Genomic DNA, 16034 nt, shown 5'->3' on the forward strand with positions numbered 1-16034 from the left:
CCCTTTTTAAATAACTTATCAGCTGTAGCTTAATTCTTCAAACGTTAACAAGCTCGTGAAAGATTCAATACCCCTGTCTATGAAAAGAAATCACATGATCAAGAATTCATTATAGCATTGTAAGCTCACCGTAATCTACATAAATCCTGACTTGATTTTACGGAGTAAGACAGGAATTGCCCTCCGTATTCTTTTCAGAATAAGAATACAAAGCTGAACCCGGATGTTTACATGTCTCGTGATCGAAACGGGTATCGTTCTTAATGGCTCCAGCAGCATTAGGCTGATGTTGTCTTCCGCTTTCTTATTTAAAGCCTTTGAGAGAAGATCATCGCACATTTCTTGTGCATCCGCTTTACTCTGAAGCTGCTTGCGGATCATGGCAGCTACAGCTTGATCGGAATAAAGATCGTGAAACCCGTCGCTGCTGATGAGAAACAACGTATGAGCCGAATACAAGCCTGAACGTATGTATATATCGGGATCTTTGCGCATGCCGAGCGACTGCAGCAATACGTGACGCCTCGGATGCGTACGTGCGCGTTTCTCGGACATCCGTCCGCTGCGCACCTGATCGGCAGCCCATGAATGGTCGCGGGTCAACCGGTCGCAATGACCATTCGACTTCAAGCGATACACCCGGCAGTCGCCCACATGGACAATGGTGTATACAGGCTCTGCGAGAATGAGCAGTGTCAACGTCGTGCCAAGCACGCAGTTTCTTTGGTTCGCCGCATCACGGATTTCCCGGTGGATAGAACGAAAAAGCTTCTCCGCTTCCTGCTCTACCACCTCTGTACGGTCTGACGCAGCAAGCAGCGTGGGCAAGCGATCCTCGAGCCATGCTTTTACCCTTTGTACGGCAACCTCACTTGCCCAACCGCCGTCCGCCGTCCCCCCCATCCCATCGGCGATGACTGCTGCGGCGTAAGGCTTTCCGTCCCGCCCCGTACCCATCCGGAGCAGGGAACGGTCTTCATTCAATGTGCGAAACCACCCTGAGTGCGTGGCTGCTCCGTACCGCCAGTGCACGGCAAACGTCTTTTTCACTCGCTAAGACCCCATTATGAACTTAAATTCGGTCCTTACGATCTTTACTATATCACCTTCTTTCAAAGGCTGCACCTGATAAGGCACCAATGTCTCCCCATTCAAGGCCGTACCGTTGCGCGAACCCAGGTCTCGAATTCCATAACCCTCGGGTTGTTTCATGATTTCAGCGTGAAGACGGGACACTCCCGGTTCCTCGTGGAATAAATCCACTTCTTCCGCAGCGCGTCCTATGACGAAGCCGGATTTACAGATGCTCGCCTGCTCTCGACTGCCTTCCTTCAAAAATTCCAAAAAAGGCTCTTCCCGCTTCGTCTTCGGTACCAGCCTTCCAATAAACACGGTTGCGTCGGGAGGACTCAATAACGTAGTTCGCATAGCAAGGTTAGAGGGCTGCGACTGGGAAGAGAACGGTTCCGCCACCGGGATGTCAGCTCTTGCGGGTTCACGGTGTGCCCCGGACTCCGCAAGCCCGATTCGGGCGAAAAAACCGCCATCATTATTGGCATCATAGGAAGGAACCCAATCTTCCACGGGCGGGTCCTCCTCGGTGTCAGCTTCTGCAGCTTTCCGAATGTTTCGTAGGAGGACGAAACCCATTGCCCCGATCAACAAGGTCAGACCTGTGGAGACTAAGAGCATGCTATCTTGGGGATGATCCGCATAAAGCTTCCATATGAAACTCCAAGCAAGCATGATCAGCAGGATGATCCAAAGCTGCTTTTTTCGATGGTCCACGGCTGGACCTTGAACTTCAGATTCCTCTTCTGTTGTCAAGAGCGGGGAAAAGGGTTGAACGCGATGATGCCTAACGCCAGATTCTTGCCAAACTTGCTGTTCTTCCATGAACTTCTGATCTGCTGTAGACGGTTTTTCAGGAGGCTCCAAAGACTTCGGAACCCCATTTGAGACCACGGGGGAATCCTGGAGTAGGTTCAGCTGGTTATGCAGCAGCTGCTTCAACTCAGGTAAGTTGAAAGCTTCCTCCTGCAAATAGCGCATCAGCTCTTGAAAACCTCTGCCATGAAGTTCGGTAACCCGGTGGATCCATTTGGAAGCCAGCCGTTGAAAATCCGAGGACACCGTATGTTTTCCTTCCAAATTGTCTTTGGGAACATAAGTAAAATACATGTCATGCATCCCGCTGCCGCAGTAGATATATTCCTCTTCAAGCACGTATCGCCCCGGCTGAAGCATATAAATTTTGCTGTCATCCATCACCTCGACGATCCGCAGCAGCAGCTTGTAATACTCACGAAGCGTCAACCGCTCCATACGGAGCCAATGGGCCAACATTTTCTTGCCTGTGATCTTGTAGTGAAGCCGCATCTGACCATCCTTCGCCTCTACCTGCATTTCAAGCAGTCTTGGAATCCGATTTGCAGAAAGCATATTAACCTGAAAGGAAGACAAATCATCCTCCTGTCCGTGAGGAAAGGTGAGAACCATATAATGTCCATGTTCACTTACGTAGTTCACTTGCAGTCCATAAAGCTGTTGATCCACTCCAATATCCTCCTTTTCACCATAAAATAAAGGTGTATGCCGCCCCTGGCGCTACAGCCCACATGAATGGAAATCGCAGACGATCACTCGGAACCGAAACCCAAACAAGAGGCGTCAGATCACGAAAAACAACGACGCGCAGCAGAGTCACGGCCGTATTCTTTAGCCTTTGCAGCCCGTCGCTGCGCCATAATAAAATGAAAACGGCGATACATCCCGCTATCAGGAGGGAAGCCGACATGACATAGAGTACATGGATCGCGCCAACCAGCGACCCCAATGCGGCGAACAGCTTTACATCGCCTGCTGCTACGGCACGCAAAGCATATAATGCCACCATCGGAACAAAACCCGATAGAAATCCTAAGCCGGCAAACAACAAGCCGTTCCAACTGTCGGCAGTCAGATGGTAAATGATCCCTCCCCCGGTTCCTGCAAGTGTAAGCCAATTCGGAATTTTATGCTTTGTGATATCCGTTACAAAAGCAACCGACAGTAGTAAGCCAGCTAACCACAGCGACATCATGCTCCCCCTCCCACCCATGCGCGCTCGAGCGCTTGTTTTCGCAGCAGGATCGTTTTTTTGAAAAACGGAACCGCAAATGTATACTCATACTGTGCCTCGATGGTCACATAGGCCTCCTCATGGTTATCCAAATCAGGAAACGTAAGCTGAGTTACCAGCAGCTTCTCCGTCTCAAGCCTATCCGTCTCCGCGAAAGAAGCTATGATAGGCGTAGCCGCTTTCGCCAATTGGCGCTCAAGTGATTCCCTTGCATTAGCCGCGGCTAAACTCCCCATCGCCTCGAGCTGTTCCCTTCGCTGCTGCTCCCACTCAACTAAGTCGACAAGCGGCTCCGGAATCCATCGCTCATAACGTTCTACGAAAACTTCTGCATCCAAAACCTTTTGTCTCGCCGTATCCGCTTGCGCCACAACATTGCCAATCCAGACACTGGCTTGGCTGTTAGACCACTGAGATTGTCCTTCCCTGTACAATTGCTCCACGGGATACATGTTCGCCGCAATGACCTTTGCTGATTCCGAAACGGCTGACTGCAGCGCCATCTCCGTAAGAGACAACCGAATGAACGCTGTGAGAAGAGTCACGAAGGCGATAAAGAAAGGAAGCGTCAACGCCGCTTCCAGCACGATGCTTCCCTGCTGATCTTTCATGAAACGCATCTGTTCCGCCCCCTAATATGTATAATCCGCCGTTTTGGTGATTCGACACCGGTTACCGTCAATGGCACAGCCGGAAAAATCCATCTTCCCGATCGCTTTCATCACCCGCGGAAGAAACCAAAGCTGAAATGAGGTCGAAGCGGTTCCTGATACATAGGTCGTAGCTTCCCGCAAATCGAGTCCGGTATTCACCTGCAGAAGCCCTTGCATACGGGACAACAGTGTCTCTTCACGGTTGTGCAAAAGTAGGAACACGCGCAAGTAATCTTTATATCCCATAGTCAGTGCATTGCCGAGTTTGCTTGAAACGGGAAGCTGCTCACCCTGAATCAGTTTAGTCATATCCTGTTGTGCTTGAAGCGCTCCTTCTGCTATCGCTGCGAGAAGGACCAACAGCGGTGAGCCTGAGGTTAATACCTTGCTTTGAGGTTCGAGAAGCGATTCCAGCACGCCGACGGCTAACCGAAACGCGAACATTTCCGCGTAAGCCATGGTATAATTACCGGCGCATGACTCGGAACCATAAAGCAAGTATTCCACCTCTTGGTTTGTGAGCGGATGCTGTCCCGGTAACGAAAGCTCATTGGACGTTTTAACGCGCCCGAAGGCGTCTTTTTCCAGTCCCAAAGTACGATAGCTGAATTTGCTAACGGCAAATTCATTGATATAAAACTCGTCCCTAACCTCTGTCAGCGCGTGCTCCAGCGCAGCGACCAGCCTTAAGGCCGACAAACCGGCCTCATCGGGCTTTTGCAAATCCACGTCTGGGACCGGAGAAGGCGCGCTGGCCGCTTGATTCAAATCCAAATAAGCCTGAACATATCCTGTACTTCCACGCTCGGCTGGATTTCCATTCAGCTTTTTGTAATACACTTCATAAGGATCCGTCCCGCTTATCAGACTGCAGCTTCCAAGGCCTCGCTGAATTTGATCCAGCACCGCTTGCGTTTTTGACCTCTGCTCCCGCTTGGCCGTCCGGTTCACGCCGGTTTTGCGTTGACGCTCCACTTCGCCCGGGTTATATCGGGAAAATACTTCTTCCGCCTTCTGACGGAAACCGTCCAAAGAGGACATCGTGGTAGAGTACTTCTGCTGTGTGAACAGCAATCCGTCTTGGATTTGCGCATAAACCCCGTAAAACTGTGAGACCGAGGCGCCTATGCCGGCTTCCTGTTCGTCCAGATCTTGCCGGTCTACAAGCTGCACATGCGCAAAAACCTTTTCCGCTTCCAATGCATCACTGCCCCCTGTTTGTGAAGAAGCCTGTCGGGATATTTCGGCGTTAAGCTCATCGTTTGCCTTCTTGGACAGTTTCATGGCATGCCCATAAGTTTCATGTATTGAACTTAAAGCTTTCATATCTGACGTTGATTTGACCTTTAACATGGCGAGCACTTCCGCATATCTGAGAAGATCTTGCAGAAGCTGTTCGTATTCCATTACCTTTTGAACGGATTCATCCATTTGACGCTGAAGATCCATACGAGCTTGATGCAGTTGAGCCATAGCTTCGGCCGTAACAGCTCCTGCGGAGACCATAGCAAATATCGTTCCATTCAAGCTGTTGATCTGTTCTTGAATAGTTTGCACCTGTGTTCTGGCGCTTTGGAGCGTCGCCCGGACGTTCTCGATCGTATGAATGCCGATTCGTCCACTGATTTCGTTCAAATCGCTCAGATGCGTTTGATAGAACGGATGCATATCCGCCACCTTTTGACGGATGTCTAGAAAGGCCTCCCAAGTCTGATCCAAACGAAGGTCACGTTCTTCCAACAGCTTCTCCACCATAGCTGCATTCTCTCCGAATCGGGAGGCTTGACCCAAACCAGCAGCAACCCCGGTTTTCTTGAACTTGTCGGCAATCTCCAGTCCATAAATCAGTGGAGCCCGGTACTTCATCTCTTCTAATATTTGCTGTTTGAATATGCCATGATTAGATAGAGCATACATAGGTGTGATTCGGGCAGAACCCGGATCATAGCGCTGATCGATAAAGCGAAAGCGATCCGGCTCCGCTGCTTCGGACACATTGCCGGCAACCGTCCGTTCAAAAATTCGGTTTGACCCCTCACCTCCGGAATGAAGCGAATAAAGTCCATAAGTATGGAGCGATTTGGAATATGCGGAGAGGGTAGAGCGGACCCCGGCCTTTACCGCATTCTCCGCTTCCTTATCCGCGCTTTTCCACCTCATCACATCGATCAGCAGTCCGCACAATAAAAAAACGGGAACGAGGACCACAATCAAATAGATCGAGACGGCACCGCTCTGTTCCTTCCAAAGCCGGTTCCAGCTTCTCAGCTAACTCACCTCCCGATTCGTTTTATTCATGAATAACTACGACGACCCCGTTTCGCTCCAATTCACGAAGCAAGCCAGACGATAATTTGACCTTGGCTTGATCGGACCGCTTGAAAAAATGCCAGACGACACCATTCACTTTCCCTTTTTTAAGCAGCTCGGCATCTTTCGGCATCTGAACCTCACGTAATTGCTTTTCAGTAAAATGATAGTAAGCTGCATGGGCTACCCCGCCTGCATCTATAGCGTCAATTATTCGCTTGGTTCCGGGATGAACCTCGATTTCGTCCTCCTTGCCACTTACCAAGACTTGCAAATATTTAGCAGCTTGCTCATGACCTGTAATTTGCTGGGGCTCTTTAATGGAGGTTTTGGGTTCGACCATTGCCGCGAGTGCATCTCTGGGCTTGATACGGCCTTGAATCTCTCCGATAAACGTCCGTGTTAGATCCGTTGTGCGGATCGTCTCCACCGGATCAATGACATAGGATTTGGACACTCCGCTAACATTCGCTTTGCCCCAAAGCCTTTCTGCGAAGTCCGGAAGCTGCACCGGCTTATGAAGCGCTGCCCGTACGAGACGCAGTACACCGTAATTTTCGTATCCCAGCTCCCCTTGAGCTTCATCAGCTGACATGGTGCTCGCAGCCCTTACAAGCTTCCCTTGGGGTCCACCATCTGGAGTTGCGCTGTTCTGATTTAGCGGAAGACTAACGGTCGCGGACGGCATTGGCAGCAAAAAGCTGAACATATGAGACACATTGTCGTTCGTAAGCCGCCAATATAATCCGTCGTTCTCTCCCGACTTCACCGCGCCTGTGTACGGATCCTTTCTGCTGTTATCCCAAATATAGGCCGCCCGGTCAGCCGTCATGGCAGCCGTATAATGCAACGAAGCTTGGTGATAACTAAAGAGCGCGAGAAATAAAAGCAGCACCGTCGCCAGAAAAATGACCGGCAGCGTAAGCGACGCCTCCAATGTGATTTGCCCGGCTGGGTCCCTGAGAAAGCGATAGATTCGCTTATACATCTTCAACACCTAATTTTGGGATGCAGGAGGATTTATTTTTGTTTTATCTGATTCATAATTATTTTGGTTGTCAATAATCTCAGAGTTTGCTGTTGAAAACAAACCTTCGATCCATTGTATTATCCACTTGCGAAACGCAATCGCAATAATGATCAGAACGGCGATAATCAACAAAATCTCGAGCGTGCCGAGCCCGTCCTCCTCTTCCCAAAATTGTTTCCAACCTACCGGCCAAATGTTCATTTCTTTATCCTCCCAATCTTGTCTATATACACATTTCGTAATTCATTAGCTCATCATCAGCATGGCTGGAGCCGCCACAATTACCATGACAACAAAGAAAATCAGCACCATCGGAAAAACTAGCTTGGACGAGCCCTCCTCGCCCAAAGTACGGGCTAATGCTTTCCGTTTATCCCATAATGCGATGGAGAGCTCCTGAAGCGACATCATAAGCTCATCGCCGCCCCTCTTGTAATTCAGAAGCAGCGTAGTCGTAAACAGGGAGGTTTCCTGCATGGCGCAACGTTTGCTGAAATCTTCCATAACTTTGGAGAAAGAAACGTTCATTTTTAGAGCATGGACGGCCAATGCGAGTTCCGTCAGCAGCGGATTACCCGTATGTTCCTTGCCTTCCACCGAACGTATTAAGGCTTGAGGAACCGTTTCCCCGGCACTTACCAATAACAATATACGGTTGAGTACCTCGGGCAGCTCGATCAGCATCTGCCGCTTTCTCTTTTGAGATTGATTCGAAATCTGCTTGTACATCACAAAGGGAATAAATGCGGCCAGCAGCACACCATATAGAAGCATCTCGGCTTGGCCGCCTGCGGCCCACCCCAGAAGCGTGGTTAAGCACAGCGCACCATAGGCGTACACGATGGCCTGTGCTGCAAACCATTTGGTTTCAATCAATGCCCTCTTGGCTCCATGTAATTGAATCATGATCAAATGTACTTGCCCGAGCGGCTCGGTTAATCGGTCAGCGAGTCGTATCTGGTCCATAACCCAAAGACCTGCAGGCAAGATTCTGTTCATCGCATCCATCGGCTTTGTCCCCCGATGCTCCCGCACCCACGAACTGTACTGCGGACGGGCCATATACACCACAACCAAAGCCGCGATCAGCTCTAGTACAAACAGGACCGCTATCCACACTTCAGATCACACCTTTATGTCCATTATTTTTTGCGCTAAGGCATAACAGCCCAAAAGCACCGCGAGTGCGCAGCTCATGATGAGCAGTCCGCCGCCCTGGTATAACGGTTCCATGTAGTCCGGAGTGCTCCAGGCAAGCGTTGCTATAATAGCTACTGGAGTGACAGAGAGCACTTTGGATTCGAATTTTTTTTGTGCCAGCAACACCTGAATATCCTGTTCGATATCCAGCTTTTCTTGAATCAATACAGCCGTACGGCGAACCACCTGTACCAAGCTTCCCCCGGTTCTTTTGCACGTAACGAACACTTCCGCAAACCTTTCAATTTCATCAATATGAGCTCGTCGGCTAAAGCCTATTAAGCAGCTCTCAATCGTTTCCCCATTTTCCATTCGCCTTTGCATCATCTCAAGCTCTTTGATGATCATTGCTTTGGAATCGGGATAAAGCAGCCTTAAGTCGCTTAGCGCCTCCACGAAAGCCGATTCAACCGACCGGCCTGCGCTAATAGCCGACGCGAGCGCCGCCAACATTTGTTTGAACTGCAGCTTTAACTGTGCTTTTCTTTTGCGGATCAACTGCTTCCGTCGAATCGACGGGTAGCCTAGACCAATGGCACCAAAAAAGAAAGCAGCACCGGGATGCTTGTAAAAGACGTAAGCAATGGCTGCCATAATCGTCGCTCCCCACAAGGCGGCGAGCGTAATCTGACCCGGGCTCATCAGGTACTCGTCATAATCTTGAAGTGTTGTATTCGTCGGGGGCCGCTGCCCACGAACAAAAGGAATCGGCACATGAAGCTTTAGACGCCCTAGTGTTGTCTTGAACATGGCTATCGATTCTTCCTTTCTGAAGCAAATATTCTTCTTTAACCCAAGCCCGCCATCTCAAGCTTCCATGTTCGCATCAGTCGATTGCCCGTCGGCTTGAGCTCTCCCAACACCATCCCCTCTAACGTTTCACCTGTTTCCTCAAATAGATACAACGGGTTGAGCATCACCTCCCCATCGACTACTCCAACCATCTCACTGATTTCTGTCACTCGCCTTGAACGGTCACGAAGCCGCTGCAGATGTATCATGACATCAATGGCCGATGAGATCTGCTTCCGCACCACCCCCACCGGCAGGCCCGCGCCGCTCAGCACCATAGTCTCTAGACGGCTGAGCATGTCCTTAACTGAGTTGGCGTGGCCCGTGGACAAGCTGCCGTCATGCCCAGTGTTCATCGCCTGCAGCATATCCAGCGCCTCTGCACCTCTAACCTCACCGACGATGATGCGATTAGGCCTCATACGAAGCGACGAACGGATCAAATCGCGAATTGTAATCTCTCCCTTCCCGTCGTTGTTGGGGTTGCGCGTTTCCAGGCTGACCAAATTCGGCACACCGTGAATCTGGAGCTCCGCTGAATCTTCGATCGTAATGACGCGTTCGTCCTCGGGAATGAACTGCGCCAGCGCATTCAAGAACGTTGTCTTTCCCGATCCTGTCCCGCCGCCGATAAACAGGTTATATTTCGCCTTCACAAATCGGATTAAGCTCTCCGCAGCTTCCTCGGATAAAGCTTGCCGCACAGTCAAATCGCGGATCGTCATCGGCTGCTCTGGAAATTTGCGGATCGTCATGGCCGGACCTTGCAGTGCAATCGGAGGGAGCACAATATTGACGCGAGAGCCGTCCTGAAGCCGTGCATCTACCATCGGGCTCGATTCGTTCACCAACCGGTTCACTCGGCCGACAATCGCTTGAATCGTGTCCTCCAGCTTCTCTCGGCTATCGAACCGGATGTCCGTTTCGATTACTTTTCCGTCTTTTTCAATAAAGATCTGATCATGCGAGTTGACCATGATTTCCGATATGGTCTTGTCATCGACCAGTGGCTGCAGCACGTCCAAACCCCGGAAGGAATGAAATAGCTCCTGTACGAGCTGATGCTTCTGCCCAGCGGTCAGGAAAGATTCATTCGAATAGGCGAATACATGCTGTTCGATGGTCTCAATCAACTGCTCATCCGAGAGTGTATTTCCGTAATCTATGCTCTCTTGGATTTTTTTGAGCAATATCTGTTTCCTTACAGCGACGCTAATCCGATTCAGCAACTCCTTTCTTGAGCCAATAACTCCTGTACGACCGAAGCCGCGAATCCGGCTGAAACCAACTGCTCTACGTGAGCCACCGATTTCCATTCCGGAACATAAGGGAGCTCACCCCGAAGCGTAATTCCATACCTCGAAAAATCATTGACCGTATGTCCTGTGCTTTTATTTAGCAAAAACGTCACATTGTCCAAAGGAAATCGTTCCCTTCCGGCTTCTCCTTCCCTCCAACTTTGAACAAGCTGTACCGTCTTTTGAAGATGAATACAATCGTCAAGCACTAACCAAAGAACATGATCCGCAGCGTTCAAAGCCTTAAGCGTGACCGGGCTTGGATAAGAATCCAAATCCATAATCACCCAATCGAATAGTCCCGAAGTCGTCGCCCCTTGTACAATGCTTTGCAGATCCGTGCTTTCCATCTCAGCCATTTCTTGGAGATGTGTAGAGGGGGGCACATAATCGAATTTCAAATCCTCGTGCGTGCGCTTCAGCTGCTCGATTTTGGCTGAGAGGACGTCCGGATTCGTTTTGGCATAATAGAGCATGCGTGAGAAGGCTTCCGACTCTTCCCCGCTCTCTTCCACAAACCAAGCTTTGGAGGGAAGCCGTTCCAGCGACAAACACAATACTTTTTCCCCTTGCATGATGAGCTGACGGGCCAAATGAATGGCAGTTACCGTCTTGCCGCTGCCCCCCACAGAGGAGTAAACCGCTAGTGTTCTCGCTCCCCTCCCACCGCGCAGCGGCTCATTCTCACAGTATTCGTTATAGTGAACAGCAATTTCCGACAACAGCCGATTAAGCGGCTGAAATTTGAACAGCACCGGGTATTCCAGCAGCCCTCCCGCCTTTATTGAATCGCTGATCAAGACGGTACACCCCGTCCTGATACGATAAGCCGTATCCGGTAGTGGCATCCATGACTCATGCACCATCATAATGAAACGCTCCCTAGTCTCTTCCATAAAGCGAAAACCTTCCTCCGTGGTTGTAAACACTCTTAGGCTAAAGCGTTCCGCATACTCCGACGAACGAATATAGGTCGACAGCATATCGGCAAAATACGTATCATCATCAAGCAGCACCAGCAACATTTTTGCCAAGATGAATTCCTCCCCCTTCCATGTTGAGACCCCCAAAAAGGCAACAAAAAAAGCACGCGCTGTCAAGGGTCCTATGAACCTTGAAACAGCGGTGCTTCCGCTTATAATAATGAAATTAATCGTATTATAGACCTAAAATTTGGAAAATGCAAGGGGAATTTATCCGCTTGGCTCGTGCCCTAATCATCCCCGGGTAGCGAAAGCCTGTTTGTTGCGTTCAATCTGCTGAATATGACGGTCCACGTGACCTATGAACATCTGTACCACATCCTGCAGTGTTTGCTTCCCTGCAACGTTGTGAACGCCGGTTCGCTGCCAGTCTTCATTGGACAGCCCCGACAAAATTGCGGACATGGAAAACCGCAGAGCACCGAACATAGCCAAGTAAGCCTGTATGTCCAATGCTTGGTAATTAAGCCGCAATGCCCAAGCGTCGGGATCAAATTTGAACAGAAGAGGATTGTCTTCCGCGATGATCCGTTTCATCCGGTCCGTGGATACCATTTCGGCGTCGCACACATGAATAACAACCTCTTTAATGCTCCACTTGTTCTCTGCCGGTTTAAACAGTAGTTCCTCTTCACTGACCCCGTCCAAAGCGGCCATCAATAGATCCACACCTTTGGCATAGTTTTGCACCAATGCTTCCATGCTCCTCAGCCTCCTATTGAATAATCGCTCAAGCATCAGACGGATAGCTCGTCCACGATTCGAAGCTAGCCTCCGCCTGCTTGATCTAATGGCTCTTCACCAAAAAAAGAGTAAGCTCTTCCCGGTTATGAAACAACTGCTTCGCTTTTTGTAGTTCCAGCTCAGGAGATAGATCTTGAATGACCTCCCGGATCGTTTGAAATGCTTTCTTGTTCATCAGCTTTACGGTAATAATGGCCGTTCCGCCCGGCTTCAAAGCGTAGAGCAGTCCGCGGACCAGCTTGGCCATCTGACGGTGGCTCCAGCTCATATCGCATACCAGTAGATCGAAGGCGCCTGCCGCAAACACCACTTCATCCGCTTTTTTGGGATGATATGTGAGGTTTCGATTGCGCAAAAGCCCGGCATCCAGCTTGGCCGGATCCACCGCCGTCACCTTTAGCCCCCGCTCCAACAACAATGAAGTCCAACCGCCAGGCGCAGCCCCGATATCGAGCGCAGAACGATACTGAGTAAAATCAAGGCCAAATGCCTGCTCCGCTTCGAGCAGCTTGAATTTGGCCCGGGAAACCTGCCCTTCTTCCTTGCGGAAGCGAACGGCTCCGCCTGACCAGTCGGATAAGTTGTCCTGCGGTCGCGACAAGCCGTAATAAACCGTATCTTTCGTGAAAAACAGCGACAAAATGAAGTCAGTGTCTCTCACCTCAGGCTTTGCGGAGAAGTCCGATGACAGCCTCTCATCCACTGCAGCCTTCGCGGCGGATGGGGAAATCTCCGGAGCAGCGTCCTCTGTTTTGCGGACTTGCACCGCAATCTTACTGCCGAAGTACGTTGAAGATGCAGAAAGCTGTTCCAAGACAAAGCTCATGACCGAATCCATGGAGCCATTCCATGCTGCTTGTTCATCAACCGGCTGAATATGCCTTAAAAAAACCGGTTCATCGCCTGTGATCATCCGAATTGCTTCTTCCCTTGTCAACTCGGTCGTGAATAGAAACACTTCTCCGGGAACGATCCATTCGGACTTAACCGATCCCAGCAAGCGGCGCAGTTCTTCCTGTGCCTGCTGAGCAAATCCTCTGTTGGAAGTTCCGATAAATACGCTCATGTTCGTCATAGCACCTTAATCCAAGGCCGGTCGCCGAACCACTCGATTCGAATCGGTACCTGAAACGCCCTAAATAAATTTTCTTCTGTCAGAACCTCTCGCTTCAAACCGGAAGCGATCAGCTCTCCTTGCTCGATCAGCGCCACATGAGTAAACATCGGAACGATTTCCTCGATATGGTGCGTTACATAGATGACCGCCATTTGTTGTTCTCCAAGCTCATTGATGTTCTCAAGCAGCCTTTCACGTTCAAAAAGATCAAGCCCGGAGCATGGCTCGTCCATGATGAGGATCGATGGACGCGTCATCAGCGATCTGGCGAGCATGACCTTCTTACGCTCACCTTGAGAAAGCGTACCTAATGGTTGATCCGCAAGATGACCCAGCTTGACGTCACTAAGTTTTTGGAACGCCTTTTCCTTCGCAATCGCCGGTATTTCCTCATAGAAGCGAAGAAACCCGTATTCGCCGGTAGCAACGACCTCCCAGACGGAATCGCCGGGGTTCAGCTTTTCATAAAGAGATTGGCTGATGTAGCCGATTTGTTTGCGGACCTCGCGCACATCGCATTGTCCATATGTATTTCCGAGTACCTGCACTTTACCTCTGCTTGGGAATTCGTAACCATTCATCATCTCCAAGAGAGTAGTTTTACCAGACCCGTTTCTGCCGAGGATCACCCAATGCTCTCCAGACTTAATATCCAATTGAACACCAGATAAAATATGTCTTTCTTCCCGAATAAAATGAATTTGCTGTAACGATAAGACCTGTGACACCAATGACCACAACCTATTCTTTGACGTTTTCGGCAATGCCCGTGAGCAGCGCCGACGGCATAGGGCCGTTTACCAAAAGCACCTGCTCGGGCTTGCTTGCATATAAAGCTTGAAACATGTGCTGTCTTCCCGAATCGCTGGACGTATGTAAATAAATGCGTTTCGGGTAGCGGTTCGAGGCAATGATGCCTCCGACCACATCCATCCCGTTAGGCTGACCCCAGCCTAGGCCGTAATCGAGCGAAAGCACATCCACGTCGCATTCCTGCAGTAAAAGAAGGCATTCTTCCGCATTCCTGACAAGTACGAAGCCCTCAGGACAAGTCCGGTAATCATCCAAATAAACATGAATCACCCTTCGCTCAGCTCCTTGACATAACGGATTTCCGAGCCATGCGTCGCCCCGCGGATCACTGGAGTTTCAAGAACAACCGGAAGCTTCATGCTCTGCAGCCGAACGGAGCGAAGCAGCGGAAGGAATCGGGCCTCGCCGATTTCTCCTTTGCCGATCATGGCATGCCTGTCTTTGTATGCGCCGCGCGGATATACGGAATCGTTAAGATGGATGGCCCGAAGATAAGGCAAATAGCCTATGGCTTCGGCTTGACGTTCCCAATCCGGCCAGCCTGCCGGCAGCGCCGGGAACAGATTGGAGGCGAAAGCATGGCATGTATCGAAACAAAAACCGATTAACTCCGACCTTTGGCATAAGCTTCGAATCTGAACAAGCTCTTCGAGCGTTGTCCCCATTAATGAGCCTTCCCCCGCTTGATTCTCAATCAGCAGCATTGCGCGACCCGTATATCCCGCAAGCACCTCATTCATACATTGTATAATATTTTTATAGCCTTGTAACGTGTCTTTCCCCTTATATTTACCAAAGTGGACAACGGCACCTACCGAACCGCAAGCATCGGCAATTTCGAGATCGTTCCGAAGCGAAGCGATAGTCGCTTTTCGCATCTCTCCCTCGTCTACTGCAAGATTAGTCGGATAAGGCGTATGTGCGATGGAGTAAATGCCATGCTCGCGGCAATATCGCTCACAGTTCTCCGCGTCCATGCGATTGAACGGCTTCACCGTCAAGCTGCGCGGATTTTTGGGGAAATATTGAAAAGACTGAGCACCCAATAGAACCGCCGTCTTTGCTGCTTCCAGATAACCCTTCCGAATGCTGATATGGCAGCCAAACCGCATCGCCTCTCGCCCTCCCTTACCTTTGACAGACTAGGCAGCAAAAGGATTTCTTGGAGGAAACGTCCTGCCTCACGATGGGGTGGCCGCAGCGTACGCACGGCTCACCATCCCGGTCATAGACACGGCACCGGCTGTCGAAGCCGCCGGTTAACGTGTCTCCCGTGTATAGCGGCATCTCCATATACCCTCCGTAATGTGTCGCCTCGTTTAGCACTTCCCTCATGGAACGGTACAGCTGACCTAATTCGTTAGAAGTTAAATGAGCCGGACGTCTTGAAGGCAGCAGTCCGGCATGAAAGCAAATTTCATCGCTATAGCAGTTCCCGATTCCAGCAATTACGCTCTGGTTTACTAGATTGCTTTTGAGCGTGCCTCTCTTGACACGCAGACGTTCCTCAAATCTCTCCGCAGTGAGTTCGGAATCGAACGGCTCAGGTCCCAGCTTTTTCATAAGCCTAGAGATCTCTTCTGCTTCATAAAGATGCAGGTACCCCAAGCGAAGCCCGATACAAAACAAATGCCAGACTCCAAAATCGATGCGCACCTGTACGGTACGCTCCGGCGTTTCGTCCTTCGTACCGTAAAATATGATGCCTCCAAGCATCAAATGAAGCACCAGCACCTTGCCGGAGGTTAACTGAAACAGCAAATGCTTGCCCCGCCGGTCAACCATACTAACCGCTTGACCTGCAAGTTCCCGTTTGAACCGCTCCAGAGCAACATTAATCGACCTCTCGCGTCCGACCTCCGTGCCGGTAATTGTCCGACCTACGATTCGTCTGTTCAGCAGGATGCGATAATTTTCCATTTCGGGGAGCTCCGGCACCTTTTTCACCTTCCTCATTTGTTCGATCTTTCACT

At 50.3% G+C, this 16034-nt stretch carries 17 protein-coding genes; all 17 read right to left on the bottom strand.

Annotated features, from left to right (window positions below):
* Nucleotides 1–135 precede the first annotated feature (135 nt).
* Nucleotides 136–1050 (bottom strand): PP2C family protein-serine/threonine phosphatase, encoded by a 915-nt coding sequence (locus JOE45_RS04985; protein WP_210021237.1) that lies wholly within the window; start codon nt 1048–1050, stop codon nt 136–138.
* A 3-nt stretch (nt 1051–1053) separates the two neighbouring features.
* Complete coding sequence (locus JOE45_RS04990) at nt 1054–2556, bottom strand: DUF6382 domain-containing protein (RefSeq protein ID WP_210021236.1); 1503 nt, start codon at nt 2554–2556, stop codon at nt 1054–1056.
* Between the two features lie 16 nt (nt 2557–2572).
* Nucleotides 2573–3082: an A24 family peptidase gene (locus tag JOE45_RS04995; RefSeq protein WP_245246611.1), complete on the bottom strand. Its 510-nt coding sequence runs from the start codon at nt 3080–3082 to the stop codon at nt 2573–2575.
* Nucleotides 3079–3741: a TadE/TadG family type IV pilus assembly protein gene (locus JOE45_RS05000; protein ID WP_210021235.1), complete on the bottom strand. Its 663-nt coding sequence runs from the start codon at nt 3739–3741 to the stop codon at nt 3079–3081. The genes JOE45_RS04995 and JOE45_RS05000 overlap by 4 nt, the downstream gene beginning before the upstream one ends.
* A 12-nt stretch (nt 3742–3753) precedes the next feature.
* Nucleotides 3754–5982: a hypothetical protein gene (locus JOE45_RS05005; protein WP_348632585.1), complete on the bottom strand. Its 2229-nt coding sequence runs from the start codon at nt 5980–5982 to the stop codon at nt 3754–3756.
* An 82-nt stretch (nt 5983–6064) separates the two neighbouring features.
* On the bottom strand, nt 6065–7072 hold the full coding sequence (locus JOE45_RS05010; RefSeq protein ID WP_210021234.1) for a TadE/TadG family type IV pilus assembly protein: 1008 nt from the start codon (nt 7070–7072) through the stop codon (nt 6065–6067).
* Between the two features lie 9 nt (nt 7073–7081).
* On the bottom strand, nt 7082–7315 hold the full coding sequence (locus JOE45_RS05015; protein ID WP_210021233.1) for a Flp1 family type IVb pilin: 234 nt from the start codon (nt 7313–7315) through the stop codon (nt 7082–7084).
* Nucleotides 7316–7360: 45 nt separating this feature from the next.
* Nucleotides 7361–8233 (bottom strand): type II secretion system protein, encoded by an 873-nt coding sequence (locus tag JOE45_RS05020; RefSeq protein WP_348632482.1) that lies wholly within the window; start codon nt 8231–8233, stop codon nt 7361–7363.
* 6 nt (nt 8234–8239) lie between these two features.
* Nucleotides 8240–9064, bottom strand: a complete 825-nt coding sequence (locus tag JOE45_RS05025; protein WP_210021232.1) for a type II secretion system F family protein — start codon at nt 9062–9064, stop codon at nt 8240–8242.
* A 38-nt stretch (nt 9065–9102) separates the two neighbouring features.
* Nucleotides 9103–10296: a TadA family conjugal transfer-associated ATPase gene (locus JOE45_RS05030; protein ID WP_245246615.1), complete on the bottom strand. Its 1194-nt coding sequence runs from the start codon at nt 10294–10296 to the stop codon at nt 9103–9105.
* A gap of 32 nt (nt 10297–10328) precedes the next feature.
* Nucleotides 10329–11429 carry an AAA family ATPase gene (locus tag JOE45_RS05035; protein WP_245247197.1) on the bottom strand — a complete coding sequence of 367 codons (1101 nt, stop codon included), beginning with the start codon at nt 11427–11429 and terminating at the stop codon, nt 10329–10331.
* Nucleotides 11430–11621: 192 nt separating this feature from the next.
* Nucleotides 11622–12089, bottom strand: coding sequence for a DinB family protein (locus JOE45_RS05040; protein ID WP_210021229.1), 468 nt, complete (start codon nt 12087–12089; stop codon nt 11622–11624).
* 85 nt (nt 12090–12174) lie between these two features.
* Nucleotides 12175–13197 carry an SAM-dependent methyltransferase gene (locus tag JOE45_RS05045; protein ID WP_461479527.1) on the bottom strand — a complete coding sequence of 341 codons (1023 nt, stop codon included), beginning with the start codon at nt 13195–13197 and terminating at the stop codon, nt 12175–12177.
* 5 nt (nt 13198–13202) lie between these two features.
* Nucleotides 13203–13976 (bottom strand): ABC transporter ATP-binding protein, encoded by a 774-nt coding sequence (locus JOE45_RS05050; RefSeq protein ID WP_210021227.1) that lies wholly within the window; start codon nt 13974–13976, stop codon nt 13203–13205.
* Nucleotides 13977–13989: 13 nt separating this feature from the next.
* On the bottom strand, nt 13990–14331 hold the full coding sequence (locus JOE45_RS05055) for a cyclic-phosphate processing receiver domain-containing protein (protein ID WP_210021226.1): 342 nt from the start codon (nt 14329–14331) through the stop codon (nt 13990–13992).
* Nucleotides 14328–15173, bottom strand: coding sequence for a deoxyribonuclease IV (locus JOE45_RS05060; RefSeq protein WP_210021225.1), 846 nt, complete (start codon nt 15171–15173; stop codon nt 14328–14330). The genes JOE45_RS05055 and JOE45_RS05060 overlap by 4 nt, the downstream gene beginning before the upstream one ends.
* 16 nt (nt 15174–15189) lie before the next feature.
* Nucleotides 15190–15999, bottom strand: coding sequence for an Fpg/Nei family DNA glycosylase (locus tag JOE45_RS05065; protein ID WP_210023416.1), 810 nt, complete (start codon nt 15997–15999; stop codon nt 15190–15192).
* Nucleotides 16000–16034 lie beyond the last annotated feature (35 nt).

This window comes from Paenibacillus sp. PvR098, assembly GCF_017833255.1.
Lineage (GTDB): Bacteria > Bacillota > Bacilli > Paenibacillales > NBRC-103111 > Paenibacillus_G.

Coding starts and splice junctions, on each gene's coding strand:
- JOE45_RS04995 (WP_245246611.1), bottom strand. CDS start 3,082: ATGATGTCGCTGTGGTTAGCTGGCTTACTACTGTCGGTTGCTTTTGTA.
- JOE45_RS05000 (WP_210021235.1), bottom strand. CDS start 3,741: ATGCGTTTCATGAAAGATCAGCAGGGAAGCATCGTGCTGGAAGCGGCG.
- JOE45_RS05010 (WP_210021234.1), bottom strand. CDS start 7,072: ATGTATAAGCGAATCTATCGCTTTCTCAGGGACCCAGCCGGGCAAATC.
- JOE45_RS05015 (WP_210021233.1), bottom strand. CDS start 7,315: ATGAACATTTGGCCGGTAGGTTGGAAACAATTTTGGGAAGAGGAGGAC.
- JOE45_RS05025 (WP_210021232.1), bottom strand. CDS start 9,064: ATGTTCAAGACAACACTAGGGCGTCTAAAGCTTCATGTGCCGATTCCT.
- JOE45_RS05035 (WP_245247197.1), bottom strand. CDS start 11,429: ATGTTGCTGGTGCTGCTTGATGATGATACGTATTTTGCCGATATGCTG.
- JOE45_RS05040 (WP_210021229.1), bottom strand. CDS start 12,089: ATGGAAGCATTGGTGCAAAACTATGCCAAAGGTGTGGATCTATTGATG.
- JOE45_RS05045 (WP_461479527.1), bottom strand. CDS start 13,197: ATGAGCGTATTTATCGGAACTTCCAACAGAGGATTTGCTCAGCAGGCA.
- JOE45_RS05060 (WP_210021225.1), bottom strand. CDS start 15,173: ATGCGGTTTGGCTGCCATATCAGCATTCGGAAGGGTTATCTGGAAGCA.